Source organism: Paenibacillus assamensis DSM 18201, assembly GCF_000422445.1.
Taxonomy (GTDB): domain Bacteria; phylum Bacillota; class Bacilli; order Paenibacillales; family Paenibacillaceae; genus Paenibacillus_B; species Paenibacillus_B assamensis.
Window position 1 is genome coordinate 1 of sequence record NZ_AULU01000006.1, and the last position, 19,505, is coordinate 19,505.

Below are 19,505 nucleotides of genomic sequence, written 5' to 3' on the forward strand. Positions count from 1 at the left end.
GTAAACTGGTACCCATAGACTGGACACTTTGAAAAAAAGGTGTTTGGGCTATGGGTACTTTTTCGTATACTGGAAGAGTAACGGGGGGGATGACATGAGCAAGAAATATTTTAATGAGGGACAACGCGAAGTTTTATCAAACAACAGATATATCGCTAGAGTTAGTGAAAAATCCATTGCCTACACAGATGAATTTAAACGGCTCTTCATTGAACAATACATGCTCGGGAAAACGCCTAGGGAGATCTTTGAGGCGAGTGGATTCGATGTCAGCACCCTAGGAATGACTCGTGTCGAACAATGCGCAGATCGCTGGAAGAAGGCTTATGAAAGGGATGGGATTATCGGGCTCACCGACTCAAGGAAAGGTTCCTCGGGTCGTCCGTTACAGAGGGAACTGACTGCTGCCGAAGTGATTGCCAAACAAGAGGCAAAAATCAAGCTTCTCGAATCACAGCTTGAACTGTTAAAAAAGTTCGACAAGAACGAAAGGAGGCTAGTACTAGAGAAAAGCAATCTAAGCATAAGTCATAAATTCGAACTGATCCATGAAGCCGTAAAGCAAGGATTGGGACGAATGACTCGGTATTTCTGCGAGCTGCTAGAGGTCTCTCGCTCCGGATACTATCGTTATCTTCAGGCTGCGGATACACGCCTGCAACGAGCTAGAGAAGACGAGGAGGCCGGTACCTGGATCAAAAAGGCCTTTGCTCGTCGAGGCTTCAAGAAGGGTTCACGCTCCATTAAAATGATCCTGGAACACGAGTTTGGTATTGTGTACAACCTGAAGCGAATCCGCAAATTGATGAAGAAATTTGGATTAGTCTGCCCTCACCGAAAGCCAAACCCATATAAACGAATAGCTAAGGCAACGCTTGAACACCGGACGCTACCTAACCTTTTACAGCGAGATTTCAGGAAAGAAATCCCGGGCCTTGCGCTTCTAACGGACATCACTTATCTGCCTTACGGTCGGTCGGAGATGGCCTATTTGTCAACCATATTGGATGCTTCTACAGGCGAGGCCCTGGCACATCATCTATCTGACCGAATTACACTTGACTTAGCTACTGATACCATAGAGAAGTTCATGCAACAAAAACGAATCAAACTGCCTAAAGGCGCCTTTATCCACTCCGATCAGGGCAGCCACTATACAAGCCCCACCTTCCAAAAGCTTCTAAAGAAGCACAAGTTGGGGCAATCCATGTCTAGACGAGGAAACTGCTGGGATAATGCCCCTCAGGAATCCTTCTTTGGTCATCTTAAGGATCATGTCGACCACAGAGCCTGCCTGACCTTTGAAAGTCTTAAGCAAGATGTAGATCGGTACATTCGCTATTACAACAACCACAGATATCAATGGGGACGAAAAAAGATGACTCCTGTACAGTACAGAAATCATCTTTTGTCCGCAGTTTAAAACCCATAAGCTCTTTCTTTTGAATGTGTCCTTGACAAAGGGTCCAGATCACGGTGCATGCCGTAGGCTTCCTTCTTTATTTACTTCGTTTTTGCATCAACAGGTTGGTTATTACCAGAATTGTGCTGGGAACGTGTCGCTTGCTGACGAAAGTCTGGGCGCGGTCCGCGAGGTTTCTTTTCACGGAATCGAGGTGCAACATAGTTATGTTTCCGATCGCGGAAAAAGATCCAGCCCCCAATAAATCCGACCCCGATGGCAAAGAGTAATAAACCTCCTAAGAAAGGCAGCCATCCAAATGATATATCGGTTAAAGCGGGATTTCCTTTGTCAACAATATATTGATAAATGGCATCTTTCATGTACAAAAATCCAGCAGTTGCGAGCACGCCAGGAATCACAAGCATCATTATCGCAATAAAACGAGAAATGGTTACTTTAACATTTGCATTGGCCATCGTTAGCGCTCATTCCTTTATTAAGAGGATGTGTGTGTCGTTTACCTATTTTTCTGCTCTATTCATCTTACCTTGAGTATGGAAATATGTCTAATTTTGCTTTTTTGCCATATTTATTGATTAGAAGATATTTGACCGATAGTTATGTAATTGGCTGGAACGGAAAAAGGAGTTACAATAGCACCAAGATATAGAGAGGAGTGAAAAGTTTCATGACGAAACAAGTAGACGTTGCCATTATCGGCGGAGGAACAGGTGGCTATGTAGCTGCAATTGCAGCTGCACAAGCAGGTCATCATGTTGTTGTTATAGAAAAACAGCAGCTGGGAGGTACCTGTCTCCATCGCGGCTGCATTCCGAGCAAGGCGCTGCTGCGTAGTGCAGAAGTATATGCGTTAGCAAAGGAAAGTGCCCAGTTTGGTGTGCATACGGAGGGGGTAAAGCTTCACTTTGATGAAGTACAAGCTCGCAAACAGCAAATCGTAGATAAATTGCATAGTGGCGTTCAATATTTAATGAATAAGCATAAAATTGAAGTAATACATGGCAGCGGGCGCGTCATGGGTCCCTCTATTTTTTCACCGCAAAGTGGATCAGTAGCCGTTGAGTTGGACAATGGTGAGTCGGAAACGATTGTGCCCAAGTACCTTATTATTGCGACAGGCTCCCGCCCAAGAATACTCCGCGGTCTAGAACCAGATGGACAGTATGTGTTTACGAGCGACGAAGCGCTTGAATGGGACACGCTGCCACAGCGTATCGCTATCGTCGGCGGTGGTGTGATTGGTGTAGAATGGGCTTCGATGATGGTGGACTTTGGCGTTCAGGTAACAATGATAGAAGCAGGTGCTCGAATTCTTCCTTCAGAAGATGAAGAAGTTGCGAAAGAAATGCATAAGCAGCTCGCGGATCGAGGCGTAACGATTTATACGAATTGTACTATAGATGCGGAAGGAATTCGCAAAGACGAATCTGGAATGGATATTTTAGCGACCACTGCAGAAGAGACCATTCATTTACAAGCAGACCGTATACTTGTGTCTGTTGGCCGCGCAGCTAATGTGGAGAAGCTTGGTTTGGAGCAGACAAATGTCCAAGTTGAAAACGGGGTTATCCGAGTGAATGAACATTTGCAAACGAATGAACCACATATTTATGCAATTGGTGATTGTATTGGCGGATTGCAGCTTGCGCATGCAGCATCCGCAGAAGGAATAGCTGCTGTTGAGCATATGAGTGGGCATAAAGGCACGGCGTTACAATCCCGAATGGTCCCACGTTGTGTTTATGCGAGACCAGAAACGGCTTCAATCGGTTTGACGGAAGCAGAGGCTCGTGCTGCTGGACACGATGTGAAAGTTGGGAAAATTCCTTTTCAAGCCATCGGCAAGGCTCTTGTATATGGTGAAACAGCAGGTTTTGTCAAAGTGATTGCGAATCAAGCTACGAACGATGTGCTCGGTGTTCACATAATCGGCCCTCATGCGACGGAGCTTATTAGTGAAGCTGCAGTGGCGCAACTTTTGGATGGAACTCCTTGGGAGGTTGGACAAGTTGTTCATCCGCACCCTTCATTGTCAGAAGCTGTACAGGAAGCTATGCTAGCTGTACAAGGTCGCTCTCATATCCTTTAATATTCCACGTTCTCAGCCTAAGTTGATGATGGGATTGCTACATGGGGAGAAGGGGCGAGGCATTTCTCATTTTAAAGTTATCGCAACTGTCATCATAACGATATGACGTTTAACATTTTCTTTTTGTTTAACAAGAGGGTATAATACATCTAACCAGAAAATTAGTACCTGGTATTAGATGTTGATGACAACTTTTGTAGTTACATGTAACTTTATGTGATTAGGACATGTGGAAAAGGGGGATCACTCCATGACACCAGATGTAACGGTTCGTGAGCGTTCACGCCATGAGCAGCTAGGAATCTCGGATGATCAAGCTTTGGAGATGTATCGTATGATGGTACTTGCACGCAAATACGACGAGAGGGGTTTATTGCTGCAGAGGGCTGGCAAGGTAGGTTTCCATGTATCAGGAATCGGCCAAGAAATGACGCAAGTCGCAGCAGCGTTTGCCTTGGATCGGGAGAGGGATTATTTTCTGCCGTATTACCGTGACTATGGCTTTGTACTATCGGTTGGTGTGACGGTGAAGGATTTGATGCTCTCTATTTTTGCGAAAGCAGAAGATATTAGCAGTGGAGGACGCCAGATGCCGGGCCATTTCGGGTCGAAGCGTCATCGCATTGTGACGGGCTCAAGCCCAGTTACAACGCAAGTGCCGCATGCTGTAGGCATTGCGTTAGCTGCTAAAATGCGCAAGCAGGATATCGTATCGTATGTAACCTTCGGTGAAGGCTCGAGCAATCAGGGAGATTTCCATGAAGGCTGCAATTTCGCTGGCGTTCATCGTCTTCCCGTTATTATTATGTGTCAGAACAATCAATACGCGATTTCAGTGCCTTTATCCAAGCAAACGGCTGGAAATATAAGCGATCGGGCGGCAGGCTATGGTTTCCCGGGCGTTCGTGTTGATGGGACGGATCCGTTAGAAGTATATAGAGTCGTGAAGGAAGCGCGCGAGCGTGCTATTCGTGGTGAAGGACCGACGCTTATTGAATCGGTCATGTATCGTTTGCAGCCGCATTCCACGTCGGATAACGATCTTGCGTATCGGACGAAGGAAGAAGTGGAGCAGCATCGTGCGAATGACGGGCTTCCCCGTTTTAAGCAATATTTGATCAATTGCGGGATATGGTCAGAAGCTCAAGATGAGGCTTTAGTGAAACAATTGTTAGCGATTATCAACGAAGCTACGGCTTATGCTGAGGAAGCTCCTTATCCTCATCCTGACGAAACTTATACGCATGTGTATGCTGAATCGGAAGGGGGAGCATCCAATGGCCGTTATTGAATATATTGATGCCATTCGATTGGCAATGAAAGAAGAAATGGAGCGCGACCCAGAAGTATTCGTACTTGGAGAAGATGTTGGGGTAAAGGGCGGTGTCTTTACGACCACGAAAGGGTTGTACGAACAATTTGGTGAAGCTCGCGCATTGGATACTCCACTAGCTGAGTCTGCTATTGCTGGAGTGGCGATTGGGGCTGCCATGGTAGGGATGAAGCCGATTGCTGAAATGCAATATTCGGACTTCATGTTTCCGGCAGCGAATCAAATCATTAGCGAAGCAGCCAAGATTCGTTATCGCTCAAACAATGACTGGAACTGTCCAGTTGTCATTCGAGCACCGATTGGTGGTGGCATATTTGGTGGGCTGTATCATTCCCAGTGTCCGGAATCGGTGTTCTTTGGTACGCCAGGCTTGAAAATTGTTGCGCCTTATACGGCATATGATGCGAAAGGGCTGCTCAAAGCGGCAATTCGTGACCCTGACCCGGTTATTTTCTTTGAAAATAAAAAGTGCTATCGCATGATCAAGGGTGAAGTTCCTGAAACCGATTATATCGTTCCGATTGGCAAGTCAAATGTCATTCGTGAGGGAGAAGACATCACGATAATTGGCTATAGCTTGCCGCTGCACTTCGCGATGCAGGCTGCTGAAGAGTTGGTGTCAGAAGGTATAAGCGCTCATATTCTCGATCTGCGCACACTGCAGCCGCTTGATAAGGAAGGTATTTTAGAAGCGGTGGCCAAAACAGGTAAAGTTCTTATTGTTCATGAAGACAATAAGACTGGGGGTATTGGTGCTGAAGTGTCCGCAATCATTGCTGAAGAATTGCTGCATGAACTGGATGCTCCGATTATGCGTTTATGTGGTCCTGACGTTCCGGCGATGCCGATCAGCCCACCGCTTGAGCGGGAGTTTATGTTAAATAAAGACAAGCTCAAAGAAGCGATGCGCAAGCTCGCTCAATACTAAATGTGAGAAAGTCGAAAGAAAGACGGGAGTGAAGTGATCGATGTCAGACAATGGAATAACGAAAGAGATTACGATGCCGCAGCTTGCGGAATCCCTCGTATCTGCGACACTCAATAAGTGGTTGAAGCAGCCTGGTGACGCATTTGAAGCTTATGAACCGATATGTGAAGTGTTTACGGAGAAAGTCGTCGCTGAAATACCCGCTACGGAAAATGGGGTAATGGGTATGCATCTCGTGCATGATGGCGATGTAGTTGAAGTAGGTAAGGTCATTTGTACGTACCATTCAGCATTACAAGCCAAGCTTTCATCTGGGGAAGTAGCTGGAGCAGGTGCGAAGGTTCTGAATGGAACAGGCGCAGCAACAGTAGGTGTAGGCCAGTACCAACCTGCTGCAATTTCCAATGCTGTAGAAGCTACAGCGGACAAGCGTAGAGCTGCTGCGGAGCAAGTAAGTATGAGCTCTAACGATGAGAACGCTCCGATGCGCGCACGCTTATCACCCGCAGTACAGCGGTTGGCAAGTGACTATGATGTTGATTTGACATATGTCCAAGGATCTGGGCTTGGTGGACGCATTACGCGTAAGGATGTCTTGCAATTCATAGAGGTGCGCGGCAACGGTACGCAAGAAGCGTTGAAGCATGAACAGCACAAGCTTAAAGAAGAACAACTGGCTGGACTTGATCAAGGCATGGCTGGTGATGCAAGCTTACCTAGCCTGCCGGTTCGCAGCTCGGGTCTGCACTTGTCGGAATCTCCGCGAGTGCCGCATATCGATGTGGAACGACCACAAACGGTTGGTGATGGGGAGCGCTTTATTGATGTCACGCCTATCCGTAATACGATCGCGACTCGTATGCGTCAAAGTGTCTCTGAAATCCCGCATGCATGGACGATGATTGAGGTTGATGTGACGAACTTAGTAGAACTTCGCAATAAGTGGAAAGACGAATTCCGACGCAAAGAAGGCGTCAATTTGACTTATTTGGCATTTGTTCTTAAAGCCGTTGTAAATGCAATCAAGGATTACCCGATTATGAACTCATTGTGGGCTGTTGATAAAATTATTGTAAAGCGTGATGTGAATATTTCCTTGTCTGTGGGTACGGAAGATTCTGTTATGGTTCCCGTTATTAAAAAAGCAGATCAGAAAAATATCGCAGGTCTTGCTAGAGAAATAGACGACTTAGCACGGCGCACACGCGAAGGCAAGCTTACACTAGAGGATATGCAAGGCGGCACATTTACATTTAACAATACAGGTTCATTTGGCTCTATTCAATCCTATCCGATTATTAACTATCCGCAAGCTGCAATCCTTACTTTTGAGTCGATTGTAAAGCGTCCGGTTGTTATTAATGATATGATCGCGGTTCGTTCAATGGCAAATATGTGCTTGTCTCTTGATCATCGTATTTTGGACGGCGTCATTTGCGGTCGATTCCTTCAGCGTGTAAAAGAGAATTTGGAAAGCTATAATTCTGATACGAAATTATATTGATTGCTTCATTCCGTGGTATACTAGAGTAGGATGTCAGAGAAGAAAGAGTGATAGCATGATGAACAGTCAGCAGGATCAGATCAGTTTGGAAACGACTAACACTCAGACGCTGCACCTACATACCTATGGACAACTGGATTATAAGCAAGCATGGGATATGCAAAAAGACATTGTTAAGCAGATCGATAATGGTTCAGCGAACGATACGTTGTTTTTGCTGGAGCATCCTCCAACCTATACGATTGGTTCCCAGCGCAACCCTGAGCATTTACTCTTATCCGCTGAACAGCTGGAGAAGCAGGGGATTTCTGTTTACGAAATTGATCGCGGTGGTGATATTACGTATCATGGGCCGGGTCAACTTGTTGGATACCCTATGCTGCTGCTTGAAGGTCCAAGCTTGGACTTGCACGGATACTTAAGAAATTTGGAAGAAATGATGATTCAGTATCTTGCTTCATATGGTATCGTTGGGGATCGCAAGCCAGATTTTACTGGTGTTTGGGTCGGCAATGAAAAGATTGCAGCGATCGGAGTTAAGTTCAATAAATGTAGAAACCGCAGAGGATTTGTGACGAGTCACGGATTTGCTTTTAATATTAAGCAAGGAATTCAGCACTCTGGATTTACCGGAATCGTTCCGTGCGGCATTCAACAATTCGGAGTAACGTCATTAGAAGATGTAACAGGTCAAACCTTTACAGTAGAGCAGGTAGGACAGGAATTGCTTCCTCATTTTATGAATGTGTTCGGATATCCTGAGATCATTCATCATTCCGTCTCCTAACCTAACACGTTGAAAGCCATGCTGATAGCATGGCTTCATCCGTAGGTACATGTAAAGATGGATGTGGACAACTTGCAAATAGGCTTGTCCTGCCTAAACGATTCTACACGATCAAACCGAATGGTGCTGAGAACTTCTCAAGCGATATCTTATAGGCCATATAAGATTGGCTCAATAAGGAAGATTAAAGTGGAAGCGATCATAGCGATGAGCATGACGTAGACAACGATCTTAAACCAACGTTTGGATTGCATAGGAAGGCACTCCTTTCTCTCTAAATCAATGATATACTATTTATTTTAACGAAAAATGAGTGTGGAGGAAAGATACGATGGTACAACAAGAGCGATTAGTACAACATTTTTTGCAATTGGTTCAAGTAGATAGTGAAACACGCTATGAGCGCGAAATCTGTGATCTGCTAAAAAAACAGTTCAGCGAACTAGGACTTGATGTATATGAAGATGATACGCAAGAGAAGTCTGGACATGGCGCAGGGAACTTGATCGTTACATGGCCAGCATCGGCAGGACAAGAACAAGCGAAGCGCATTTTCTTCACCTCTCATATGGATACAGTTACGCCTGGTAAAGGCATTAAGCCAGTTGTCGATGCAGACGGCATGATTCGCAGTGACGGTACGACTATTCTTGGTGCGGACGACAAAGCTGGTCTTGCTGCCATGTTCGAAGCGATTCGTGTCGTGCAACAATCCGGTCAAGCACATGGTCAAATTCAATTCGTTATTACGGTTGGTGAGGAATCAGGCCTAAATGGTGCTCGTGTTATGGATGCATCTCTTTTGAAGGCTGATTTGGGATATGCTTTGGATTCGAACGGTGAGATCGGTTCCATAGCTGTAGCTGCACCTACACAAGCGAAGATTACGATGGAGATTTTCGGGAAGTCTGCACATGCAGGTGTGAACCCTGAAGATGGAATTAGCGCGATTCAAGTGGCAGGTAAAGCAGTAGCACGTATGCCACTTGGCCGTATCGATCACGAAACAACAGCAAACATCGGTCGCTTTGAAGGTGGCGGTGCGACGAATATCGTATGCGATTATGTCAAGCTGACAGCTGAAGCGAGAAGTATTGTGCAAGATAAGATGGATAAGCAAACGGCTGTTATGAAAGAAGCGCTTGAATCAGCAGCAGCAGAGTACGGTGCTCGCGCTAATTTCACAAGTGAAGTGATGTACCCAGCCTTTAACTTTACAGAAGAAGATGAAGTTGTGAAATTGGTTGCTCGTGCCAATGAGAAAATTGGCGTGCCAACTAGCGTATTCCATTCCGGCGGCGGAAGCGATGCGAATATTTTCAACGGTCATGGTGTCCCTACCGTTAACCTTGCAGTTGGCTACAAAGACATCCATACGACGAATGAGCATATTCATACTTCGGATTTGGTGAAGACGACAGAGCTTGTTGTTGCGATTATAGAAGAAGCAATTAAGGCGTAGCATTAAACGGGACGAAACCTTTGTCTAAAATCGACCCTTAAGAAAGAAGCATCCTGATTCACTGATAATTAGTGAAAGAGGATGCTTCTCTTTTTTTGTAATCATTTTGCTGTACGTAACGACTTACTCACTTCTACGTTTTCTGCTTCTTTGGAAGGCTCCTTCGACGCAGATAAATTAATGTAAAGGCTCAGCCACGCTCCAAACGCGACTACGATACCTGCAAGTGTAAAGACCGTAACGAGTGAAAATTGTTCCTTAATAAATCCAGCCATACCAGAAGCGATCATTACACCTGCCGTGTACAGCGGCATTGTAATTCCATTTACACGTCCGATAAAGTTTTCGTCTACAAACTGAATGAACCACGTACTCAAAATAACTTGCAGTGCTGCAATCAGCAAACCACTTAGGAAGCGAATACCTAGTGTTAACCATAAAATTGTAGACCATCCTTCAATAACTAAAGATATGGCTAATCCTAATAAAGCAACTGCAAAAATGATTTTGCGGTGTTTCTGAATAAAGGTTCCACATGCCGATGCGATACTAATCCCGATGAACAATCCAACACCTGCCGCTGTTGTTATCCAAGGTAATGATTCTTTAGGCAGTCCGAGACGCTCTGTTACAATAAATATTTCAAGTGGCTGAATTAAGCCGATTCCGAGACTAATTACAATTTGCGTAAGTGTTAATAGTCGTAGGGTGGGGTGCGCCCATACATAGGATATACCTGCTTTAATATCTTCAAATACAGCAGTGTTCTCTTTCTTCTCTCGTTTATAGGAGGGTAGAGCAAGTTGGATAAGTGCTGCTAATGTGAAAATTCCGCATAATACGATCAAAGAGCCTTGAAGCCCGAGCACCTTGTACAAGGTAGTTCCAATAATGGGGCCAAGAATGACGAATATGGAGCCCAGACCTTGTGTAATCCCTATTGCAGTTGGCACTTGAGATTCTGGAACGTGTCGTTTGAACAGTACGGATGACGAGGGTACTGAAAATTGACTCACGATTGCAGAGACGACAGTAGCTAAAAATACAGCTTGCCAAATGCCAGATGCGAGACATAGCATGATGACGACGATGGACAAGGCACTGAGCAAGTCACCGATAACGACTGTCCATTTTGGATTCCAGCGATCCGCGAATACGCCGCCGATCAAGGAAAAGATAAATATCGGAGCCATTTCAAATACGGTGAGTAAGGAAATGGCTACTGCATTTCCGTTTGTCATCTCCGTAACAGCGAATAGAAGGGCCATATTACGTACCCAGATGCCAATTTGTTGGAGTAAATCAGCAGAAGCTACGATAAGAAAAACTCGATTGCTCCATAAAGATGGTGGTGCAGCTACAGGTGTAGCATTGCTTGACATGATTTATTGTCCCCCTAAATTTAAATATACTGACTGTCCGGTTTAATAATGGGTGAAAATAAAGATGGATTCGTTCATCCATCTATTTCGTCCTTTATGTTATGCGCGAATACCGTTAAGGAACACATCGATTGCCTTGCGATGTATGAACTCAAGTTCTTCAAGCGAGTAGTTGTCAAACTGGATAATGCCAAGTCCGCCTAATACGCTGTAAAGCAACAGAGCTAGCTTCTCGGGATCATCTTCAGCGAATTCTTTTTGCTGGATACCTTCTTTAATCACATCGAGAATTAACGGGAGTGGGAACTTAGACATTTCCACAATTTTCTCAATCACTTCTGGATCTGCACCTTTAGTCCCGGAAAATTCCATCGATGCTTGCATTAATGGGTTTTCAAAGTCATGAGCGAAATGATGAGCGATCGCATACAGCTTCTCCGTAGCGGTTGAAACGAGTTTGAATCGTTCTGTACACTTAAAGATCCAATCGACCATATTTAACTCAAGTAAGTACATAAATAGCTGTTCTTTACTTTTGAAATGGTAGTAAATGCTGCCTTTACTCATGCCAGAAGATTCTCGAATCTGCTCCATAGAAGTGGCTTGGTATCCTTGTTGAATAAAGAGCTGCTTCGCAGCAGCAGCTATCGCTTGCTTAGTCTGTTCGGCTTCTTCTGCAGTTCGACGTGCCATGAATACGTATCCTCCATTATTAGAACGATCGGTCAGTATAATCAAATCTTAGCTTGGTCAGAAGGAGGTGTCAAGTGCATAACAGCGGAGTAGGGTCAAAGCCTTGTGAAAATTATGCTAAGATGCCTCGTTGATTGCATCAGTGTACAGATGGATACGTGGTTGGTTAAAAGTGTTATTTTCTGTGCGGTTTACTTAGTATATCGGATATTTTGGCATCTTTGCCTTCTTTCATCATCATACGTCGTAAAGCTGCACTTATATCATAACCTTTACCGGAAAGCCACAACTGTTTATTCGTACGAAATTGTTTCATTGCTGCATCTCATCTCCTTGTCGTCATCGTGTTTATGAATGCCATCTGATATAATTTGTATGTAATAGATTGTGTGTATATGTGAAAAATAATAGATTGAGTAGTTATTGCAGATGGATAAGGGGATGGATAGAGAATGAATCATTCGAATCAATATGAAGCGGGTAAACTTTTTGAAGAATTGACGATAGAGACGAAGAAAATATTTGATGGCAAAGTGATTTCCTTGCAAGTAGACACGGTATCTTTGCCTGATGGCTCGACGGCCACTCGTGAAATTGTTAAGCATCCAGGAGCTGTAGCTGTACTTGCGATTCGCGACGACAAAATGATTGTTGTTGAACAGTACCGGAAGCCGCTGGGGAAGTCCCAAGTTGAAATACCTGCGGGTAAGTTAGATGCGGGTGAGCTGCCGCAGGCAGCGGCAACAAGGGAATTGGAAGAAGAGACAGGATACATCGCAGAGTCGCTAATTCCCCTTACTTCTTTTTACACATCACCTGGCTTTGCAGATGAAATTATTCATTTATTTGTTGCTGAACAGCTTGTACAAGGTTCGATGCAGACAGATGAGGATGAGTTTCTTGAAGTCACGGCACTTACGTTGGATGAAGCTTTCACAGCGATTCGGGCAGGACGTATTAGTGATGCAAAAACGATAAGTGCGGTTTATGCATGGCAAATTAAGAAGTTGACAGGACAATGGCCTCTGTGAGTGAGAAAATGAAACTAAATCTGAGTACGTACTACGCGGATTTACACGTCCATATCGGAGCTACTTCAGAAGGAAGGGCTGTTAAAATAAGCGCCAGTCGAAATTTAACTTTCGAAGCGATTGCTCGTGAAGCAACTGATCGTAAAGGAATCGATCTAATCGGGATTATTGATGCGCAATCACCAGGTGTGCTTGCTGATATCGATCGCTTAATCGCCCGAGGGGAAATGGAGGAGCTCCCTGCGGGTGGGATTCGCTATAAAAATACGACCATTTTATTGGGGAGTGAAATTGAGATTAAGCCCGACGGAAAAGGCACGGCACATGTACTTTGCTATATGCCCAGCCTTGACGCGATGAAGCACTTTTCACGTTGGATGTCTGCACATATGCGTAATATCCATCTGTCCACGCAGCGTATTTATGTAGAGGCAGTGAAGCTACAGCAGGAGGTTGCAGCCTATGGAGGAGTATTCGTCCCTGCTCATATTTTCACCCCGCATAAAAGCATATACGGCAGCTGTACAGATCGGATGGAGGACGTGCTGGACATGCAGCTCGTTGATGCTGTTGAAGTTGGCTTGAGTGCAGATCGTGACATGACAGCGCGTATTTCAGAACTTGACCCGTATACACTATTAACGAATTCAGATGCCCACTCACTATCCAAAATTGGACGTGAGTACAATTCATTTGTTATGGCGGAGCCGAATTTTGCAGAATGGTGCAAAGTGCTGCGCAAGCAGGAGGGACGCGGTGTTGCAGCGAATTATGGCCTGAATCCGCGGCTTGGAAAGTACCATCGCACAACTTGTGGCAATGGGCACTTGTTAGTGGATGGAGTTCATTCGTCTGGGAATCATATGTCTCAACCATGTTCAACATGCGGCAGTAAAGTAGTCATCGGCGGTGTGTACGATCGAATTGCATCTATTGCAGATCGAAGTGTAGAGGAGGCTGTTCGCCCTGATCGTACTCCTTATATTCATCAGGTACCTTTAGAATATTTACCTGGTGTTGGGCCTAGCACGATGAGGAAGATGCTGCAGCAGTTCGGTACAGAGATGAATATTTTGCATCGAGCAAGTATGGAGGATCTTTGTGCTGTCGTAGGTGACAAAATTGCACAATTCATTCAAGCGGCACGCACAGGAACACTGGAGCTCAGAAGCGGCGGTGGAGGAACGTATGGAGGAGTCATGAACACAGAAAAATAAAAATAAGGCATTATCATATGATGGCATGTATATGCATATACATGGAGCAACGTCAGAGCGGACAAGTTTTCCGTAAGGAGAAAGGAGACGTTGACCTTGTTAGCAATCATGCCGGATATAAAGAAGCATTTATATTTGTATGTGTTCGTGACATTGATATTTGTTGTAGGTGTTGTGTTCGGTGCTTTATTGGTCAACTCGTTAACGTATGACCAACAAGAGGAGCTATCGCGTCAATTGGAGCAAATCTTTTTAACAGCAGGAGATTCTGCCGACACTACTGAATTCTGGTCCTCACTTTGGATGTATTGGCGGTGGATATTACTCATTGCTGTGCTTGGTATTTCTATTGTAGGATTTCCACTTATTTTGATTCTTGACTTTGCAAAAGGTGTACTCATTGGATTTACGGTCGGAACTCTGGTCAGCCAATTCTCATGGAAGGGAATGTTCGTAGCTTTGCTTGGAGTCGCTCCTCACAATATGATTGCGATTCCGCTTATGCTTATAGCGAGTGTTTCTGCCCTGTCTTTTGCGATTCATGTGATGAAGGACAGGCTGTTCGTTCCGAAGATGCGTTCGTTAAAAAAACCGTTTCTCGATTATTTGACGACACAAGTTGGGGTATGTATAGGAATGATGGCGGTTGCCGTTATAATGACCTGGGTTAGCCCTTATCTCATGAATTGGATGTCTTCCTCCATAATTGATGTCGAGAGTGCTTTAAAGATCTCGTAAATAATTTGACACTGATTAGATAGTCCCCCTATAATAATAGAAGTGAATTGAATTGCGGATAGGCGGCAAGGGGGGAGACCATGGAGTCGCGGATTGATACAATTAAACAACAACTGCAATCCCAAGGATATAAGCTGACACCGCAGCGTGAAGCGACTGTGCGCGTGCTGCTGGAGAATGAAGAGGACCATCTAAGTGCAGAGGATGTCTTCATGCTTGTCAAGGAGAAAGCTCCCGAAATCGGTCTTGCCACCGTTTACCGTACGTTAGAGCTTCTTAGTGAATTGCATGTGGTACAGAAGTTGAACTTTGGAGATGGAGTTGCTCGCTACGATTTGCGCGGCGACAACAGCAAACATCATCACCATCACTTAATCTGCGTGCAGTGCGGTACGATGCAAGAAATTTTGGATGACTGGCTGGGACCGTTGGAAGAGCGGTTAGCACAAGAATACAATTTCCATGTACTCGATCATCGTTTGGATTTCCAAGGTATTTGTAATAAATGCCAGGAGAAGGAATCCAAGCAAGAACAGTAGTTCATGTTAATTAGAATATGCAACTGCTGTTACACAACAATTACATCCGCATATAAGCAAGGGGCTGTCCGACAAGTCATGTATAATGACTAGGGCAGCCCTTTTACGTTGAAAGCCCATAATCATTTGCGATAATGCAGTTTACGAGCCGATTGACGTTTTATGGGGGTTTTCATGGGAGAGGAGAAACCATGTTGCTTCCGTACTAGTGGAGTATTACTTTTTGTACTCGTGCTTAGACGGTATGAACGTGCCTGGTTTTTTACTTTTTTTTCTCTTTTTGTTTGAACGTTTGGGTTGTTTTTTGCAATTACATTTCTACTGGATCGAGCATTGGTTTTCAACCTTTTGGACAAAGCAATTCCGAAGAGAGGGCGTGAGGAAATAGGTTTTGGGCTCCCTTTTTTTAAGTGTGTAGGCTGGAGCTTATAGGCAGTTCTTGATCTTCGAGATATCGTACGTCTACTAGCTGCTGCAAATTGAGGAACTGCTTGAATTGCTTTCAGCGTTTGGATCAGACCGCTTCCTTGAGAGCGTTCATTCGTATTTTTTAGGGGATCTGCTGTGTTCATTAACAATCTTCGCACTTCATCAGGGCTTAGAGCGCCATGTAATGACAATAGCAGCGCAACTGCGCCAGCAACGTGTGGAGCAGCCATAGAAGTGCCAGATTCGATAGCAAAGCCATTTTTATGGTTCGTCGAAACGATAAGCTCTCCTGGAGCAATGATATCTACTTCCTTACCTCTGCTGCTGAAAGAAGCAACTTCATACTTAGCGTTCATAGCAGCTACAGCGATCGTTTCTGGATATTTCGCTGGCTCATCTACCGATAGCGTATCTGGACCATCGTTTCCGGCAGAAGCAACGACAATAATTCCTCTTTGGTGAGCTTTAATAATTGCACGCCGAAGAACGTCACTAGGATCATCCAACCCAAGACTCATATTAACAATATGAATTCGTTGTTGAATACACCATTCGATCGCATCCACAATGTCGGATACATAGCCCGTTCCCGTATTATCAAGGGCTTTGATGCCATACAGTTGAATATTCGGGGCTACGCCAAAAGGCATTTTTTGATGTCCGATTGCTGCAGCGATGCCTGCCACATGAGTTCCGTGACCATTGTCATCCTCATAGGACTCAAGTCGATTAATCATATTTATGCCGCCAGCAATTTTTAAGTTAGGGTGTTCTGTTACACCTGTGTCAATGATTGCAATCTTGATGCCTTCTCCTTTTGTCTGTTTCCACACTTTTGGGGCTTCAACAGCGTGAATATTCCAAGGAATTTGCGGGAGCCTGACTTTGACCTCCTTCATTGACTTAGAAGTGAAGGTAGGCGAATAGTTGTCAGGTGAAGAGGTATATGAACGTACCCCTCCTTTTGACCAACGATGAATGCGAACTTGCTTATCCGTTTCTACCTTTCGGATGCTTGGATGGTAACTTGATGTATGGAGCTCCTTATCGGGATTCATATGACAACATATGGTGAGAGCAGAAGGGATTTGCTTCAGGGGATTAATGCCCTGTTTATGAAGCTCATGTAGCCAATTTTCATAAGCTTCACGATTGCGGCACACAATCATTTTACGAACACTGTATTTATGAGGCTGGGAATGAATATGGGCCTTCATATAAGCGGATAACGATCGCATGACGTTGCTCCTCTCACGATGCTGTCTGGTCTCCTATTTTATGAGCAGCCATCGATTCCGGTGAGCCTGTTTACATACACAATTCATGCGCATCGGGGTATAACCTCCCTAACGTGGACATACGTTGATTATGATAGAGCGGAACAGCTTCCAGACTATCGTTTTTCGGAGTTTGTCATTCCGTTATGGAAAGGTGTGTAGACGTTGATTGTATCGATTCGATCTGTAATGCAGCGCTTACGATTTATTGTTATTTTTTTCTTAGCCACCTATGTAGTGGTTCAATTACTTGGTGTTGTTTCGGCCTGGATAGCTCCGGTGAATAAATACCGTGAACCGCAAGGTCGTGCAGTAAAAGTATTCCATCCTAATGTGGAACTTGAATTGGAGCCGGAACAATTTCGTGAACGTTTGAAGTTGTATTACTGGCTTGGAGAATAACGGCAGTTAATATTGTATTCTTTGTGGTGGAAGTCGTTCATAAATGGTGTTAAAGTGTAAGAGAAGGAGATTGACGAACATGAAGACGACGTTGGAACGACAAATGGCGCAATATATGCAGTATCTAACCGATGAACGTCAACTATCCCCTCATACGAAAGATGCATACGAGCGGGATATTCAATCTTTTGTTCGTCACTTGTCAGCTGAAGGTATTGAGCAGGCAAATGAAGTGCTTCCTGTACATTTATTTCATTATGTAAATTGGCTAAGAAGGCAAGGACGGGCTGCATCGACGATTACGAGGCATGTGGCCGCTCTTCGTGCCTTCTATCGTTATTTGATTCGGGAAGGGGAAGTTAGCAAAGATCCAACCATGGATCTTGAAGTTCCTAAAAGCGACCCCAAGCAGTTGACGGTGCTGTCAGTTGAGCAAGTTGGCAGGCTATTGGAAGCGCCTTCGCTGCATACACCGCAAGGAATTCGAGATCGTGCCATGCTGGAAACGCTTTATGGAACGGGTGCACGTGTATCTGAGCTGCTTGATCTGAACATAACGGATGTCAATTTACAATTGGGATTTGTTCGTTGTGTGATGAATCGCAAGGAGCGAATTGTACCACTTGGGGAAGTAGCCATTGAAGCGATTCGACTTTATTTAGAGAAGAGTAGAGAAGGCTTGCAGTCCCAATCATCTGGAGATCAGACGCAAGATGGACAAGCTCTATTTCTAAATCGTCATGGGCAGCGTATGACTCGACAAGGGTTCTGGAAGCGTCTTCGTACGTATGCAGCACAAATACCAGATATGCCTGAGCTGACTTTGCAAATGCTTCGTCAGACTTTTGCTGTTCATTTGTTGAACAATGGGGCAGATATTCGTGTTGTGCAGGAACTACTTGGCCATGCGGATGCGGCAACGACCCAACGTTACGCGTCGATTCCCGAGAAGCCGAATATGAAGGAAGTATATTCATCTGCTCATCCAAGAGCTAAGAAAAATAAGTAAGCTGCTATATTGCGTATGAGCATGACGTGCCCTAAGCACAATAGCAAAGAGACAAAGAGGAGTGGTACGATGTCACGCAAATTCAAAAAAGTAACCGTTATCGTGTTGGATAGTGTCGGTATTGGTGAGCTTCCTGATGCTGAATCTTTTGGCGATAAAGGCTCGCATACACTAGGTCATATTATTGAGCGTGTCCCAGCTGTTAAGATCCCACATATGAATCAACTTGGCTTGGGTTCTATTGCAGACTTAGGCACATTGAAGCCTGTAGATGCTCCAACAGGAGTATATGGCAAAATGGCTGAAATTTCAGTAGGTAAAGATACAATGACAGGTCACTGGGAGTTGATGGGTCTTAACATTACAACCCCATTCCAAACTTATCCAGATGGATTCCCAGAAGAGTTGCTTCGTCAATTTGAAGAAAAAACAGGTCGCAAGGTGCTTTGCAACAAGCCTGCTTCTGGTACGGAAGTATTGGATCAATATGGCGAAGAGCAAATGAAGACAGGAAGCTGGATTGTTTACACCTCTGCTGATAGTGTATTCCAGCTTGCAGCTCACGAAGAAATTATTCCGTTGGACGAGTTGTACCGTGCGTGTGAAATTGCTCGTGAGTTGACATTGCAAGAAGAGTTCATGGTAGGTCGCGTTATTGCAAGACCATATGTCGGAACTCCAGGCAACTTCAAGCGCACGCCTAACCGTCATGACTATGCGGTATCTCCGCCATCACCGACGGTATTGAATGCGCTTAAGGATGTTGGCAAAGATGTTATTTCTGTGGGCAAAATTAACGATATTTTCAGTGGTGAAGGCATTACTGCTTCTTATCCAACGAAGAGCAATGCACACGGTATCGAAACGACAATTGATTTGATGGGACAATCTTTCGAAGGTTTGTTGTTCACAAACTTGGTAGACTTTGATTCCTTGTTCGGACATCGTCGTGATCCAGAAGGATATGCAGGAGCGTTGGAAGAATTCGATGCTGCAGTTCCAAAATTGTTGGAAATGACAGGTCCTGAAGATTTGCTTATCATTACAGCAGACCATGGTAATGACCCGATCCATCCAGGTACGGATCATACACGTGAATATGTGCCTTTGTTGGTATACAGCCCGTCTATTGAACCAGGTCGCTCCCTCGGAATTCGTGCGACATTCGCAGACTTGGGTGCTACAGTAGCTGATAACTTTGGAGCGAAGCTTCCAGAGATTGGGACAAGCTTCTTGTCGGAGCTATAAGAATATACATC

The 19,505-nt window shown here is 44.7% G+C and carries 20 protein-coding genes; 14 read left to right on the top strand and 6 right to left on the bottom strand.

What is annotated here, in order from left to right:
• Positions 1-94 precede the first annotated feature (94 nt).
• Positions 95-1,423, top strand: a complete 1,329-nt coding sequence (locus H580_RS0102915) for an IS3 family transposase (protein WP_028593456.1) — start codon at positions 95-97, stop codon at positions 1,421-1,423.
• Between the two features lie 80 nt (positions 1,424-1,503).
• Here H580_RS0102915 and H580_RS0102920 read toward each other — a convergent pair whose 3' ends face one another.
• Complete coding sequence (locus H580_RS0102920; RefSeq protein WP_028593457.1) at positions 1,504-1,881, bottom strand: DUF2627 domain-containing protein; 378 nt, start codon at positions 1,879-1,881, stop codon at positions 1,504-1,506.
• A gap of 212 nt (positions 1,882-2,093) precedes the next feature.
• On the opposite strand from H580_RS0102920, the gene lpdA reads away from it, so the two are divergent.
• The 5 genes from lpdA to lipB all read left to right on the top strand — a co-directional run bounded on the left by lpdA (position 2,094) and on the right by lipB (position 8,067).
• Positions 2,094-3,515, top strand: coding sequence for a dihydrolipoyl dehydrogenase (gene lpdA, locus H580_RS0102925; RefSeq protein WP_028593458.1), 1,422 nt, complete (start codon positions 2,094-2,096; stop codon positions 3,513-3,515).
• Positions 3,516-3,765: 250 nt separating this feature from the next.
• Positions 3,766-4,806, top strand: a complete 1,041-nt coding sequence (locus H580_RS0102930) for a thiamine pyrophosphate-dependent dehydrogenase E1 component subunit alpha (RefSeq protein WP_028593459.1) — start codon at positions 3,766-3,768, stop codon at positions 4,804-4,806.
• Positions 4,793-5,776 (top strand): alpha-ketoacid dehydrogenase subunit beta, encoded by a 984-nt coding sequence (locus H580_RS0102935; protein ID WP_028593460.1) that lies wholly within the window; start codon positions 4,793-4,795, stop codon positions 5,774-5,776. Before H580_RS0102930 ends, H580_RS0102935 begins: the two co-directional genes overlap by 14 nt.
• A 40-nt stretch (positions 5,777-5,816) precedes the next feature.
• Positions 5,817-7,280: a dihydrolipoamide acetyltransferase family protein gene (locus H580_RS0102940; RefSeq protein WP_028593461.1), complete on the top strand. Its 1,464-nt coding sequence runs from the start codon at positions 5,817-5,819 to the stop codon at positions 7,278-7,280.
• 55 nt (positions 7,281-7,335) lie between these two features.
• Positions 7,336-8,067, top strand: coding sequence for a lipoyl(octanoyl) transferase LipB (gene lipB, locus H580_RS0102945; protein ID WP_245583475.1), 732 nt, complete (start codon positions 7,336-7,338; stop codon positions 8,065-8,067).
• Between the two features lie 149 nt (positions 8,068-8,216).
• Here lipB and prli42 read toward each other — a convergent pair whose 3' ends face one another.
• Positions 8,217-8,321 carry a stressosome-associated protein Prli42 gene (gene prli42, locus H580_RS26110; RefSeq protein WP_157282673.1) on the bottom strand — a complete coding sequence of 35 codons (105 nt, stop codon included), beginning with the start codon at positions 8,319-8,321 and terminating at the stop codon, positions 8,217-8,219.
• 77 nt (positions 8,322-8,398) lie between these two features.
• Between prli42 and H580_RS0102955 the strand changes: the two genes are divergently transcribed.
• Positions 8,399-9,529 carry a M20/M25/M40 family metallo-hydrolase gene (locus tag H580_RS0102955; protein WP_028593463.1) on the top strand — a complete coding sequence of 377 codons (1,131 nt, stop codon included), beginning with the start codon at positions 8,399-8,401 and terminating at the stop codon, positions 9,527-9,529.
• A 101-nt stretch (positions 9,530-9,630) separates the two neighbouring features.
• Here H580_RS0102955 and H580_RS0102960 read toward each other — a convergent pair whose 3' ends face one another.
• From H580_RS0102960 to H580_RS26115, 3 genes are all read right to left on the bottom strand, one after another.
• Positions 9,631-10,911 (bottom strand): MFS transporter, encoded by a 1,281-nt coding sequence (locus tag H580_RS0102960; protein WP_051217202.1) that lies wholly within the window; start codon positions 10,909-10,911, stop codon positions 9,631-9,633.
• A 99-nt stretch (positions 10,912-11,010) separates the two neighbouring features.
• Entirely contained in the window at positions 11,011-11,604 is a 594-nt protein-coding gene (locus H580_RS0102965; protein WP_028593465.1) for a TetR/AcrR family transcriptional regulator, read from the bottom strand.
• Between the two features lie 175 nt (positions 11,605-11,779).
• Entirely contained in the window at positions 11,780-11,920 is a 141-nt protein-coding gene (locus H580_RS26115; RefSeq protein WP_157282675.1) for a hypothetical protein, read from the bottom strand.
• 136 nt (positions 11,921-12,056) lie between these two features.
• Between H580_RS26115 and H580_RS0102975 the strand changes: the two genes are divergently transcribed.
• The 4 genes from H580_RS0102975 to fur all read left to right on the top strand — a co-directional run bounded on the left by H580_RS0102975 (position 12,057) and on the right by fur (position 15,129).
• Positions 12,057-12,635 (top strand): NUDIX domain-containing protein, encoded by a 579-nt coding sequence (locus tag H580_RS0102975; protein WP_028593466.1) that lies wholly within the window; start codon positions 12,057-12,059, stop codon positions 12,633-12,635.
• A gap of 8 nt (positions 12,636-12,643) precedes the next feature.
• Positions 12,644-13,852 carry an endonuclease Q family protein gene (locus H580_RS0102980; RefSeq protein ID WP_157282677.1) on the top strand — a complete coding sequence of 403 codons (1,209 nt, stop codon included), beginning with the start codon at positions 12,644-12,646 and terminating at the stop codon, positions 13,850-13,852.
• 90 nt (positions 13,853-13,942) lie between these two features.
• The gene (spoIIM, locus tag H580_RS23155) at positions 13,943-14,590 is read left to right on the top strand and encodes a stage II sporulation protein M (RefSeq protein ID WP_245583476.1); all 648 of its coding nucleotides are present in this window, start codon (positions 13,943-13,945) and stop codon (positions 14,588-14,590) included.
• Between the two features lie 80 nt (positions 14,591-14,670).
• Positions 14,671-15,129 (top strand): ferric iron uptake transcriptional regulator, encoded by a 459-nt coding sequence (gene fur, locus H580_RS0102990; protein WP_028593468.1) that lies wholly within the window; start codon positions 14,671-14,673, stop codon positions 15,127-15,129.
• A gap of 122 nt (positions 15,130-15,251) precedes the next feature.
• On the opposite strand, the gene H580_RS23160 is transcribed toward fur, so the two are convergent.
• The gene (locus H580_RS23160; protein ID WP_051217203.1) at positions 15,252-16,796 is read right to left on the bottom strand and encodes a S8 family peptidase; all 1,545 of its coding nucleotides are present in this window, start codon (positions 16,794-16,796) and stop codon (positions 15,252-15,254) included.
• Between the two features lie 204 nt (positions 16,797-17,000).
• On the opposite strand from H580_RS23160, the gene H580_RS0103000 reads away from it, so the two are divergent.
• The 3 genes from H580_RS0103000 to deoB all read left to right on the top strand — a co-directional run bounded on the left by H580_RS0103000 (position 17,001) and on the right by deoB (position 19,494).
• Positions 17,001-17,237, top strand: a complete 237-nt coding sequence (locus tag H580_RS0103000) for a DUF4227 family protein (RefSeq protein ID WP_028593469.1) — start codon at positions 17,001-17,003, stop codon at positions 17,235-17,237.
• A gap of 79 nt (positions 17,238-17,316) precedes the next feature.
• The gene (locus H580_RS0103005) at positions 17,317-18,246 is read left to right on the top strand and encodes a tyrosine recombinase (RefSeq protein ID WP_036604498.1); all 930 of its coding nucleotides are present in this window, start codon (positions 17,317-17,319) and stop codon (positions 18,244-18,246) included.
• A gap of 69 nt (positions 18,247-18,315) precedes the next feature.
• Entirely contained in the window at positions 18,316-19,494 is a 1,179-nt protein-coding gene (gene deoB, locus H580_RS0103010; RefSeq protein WP_028593471.1) for a phosphopentomutase, read from the top strand.
• The last annotated feature ends 11 nt before the right edge of the window (positions 19,495-19,505 follow it).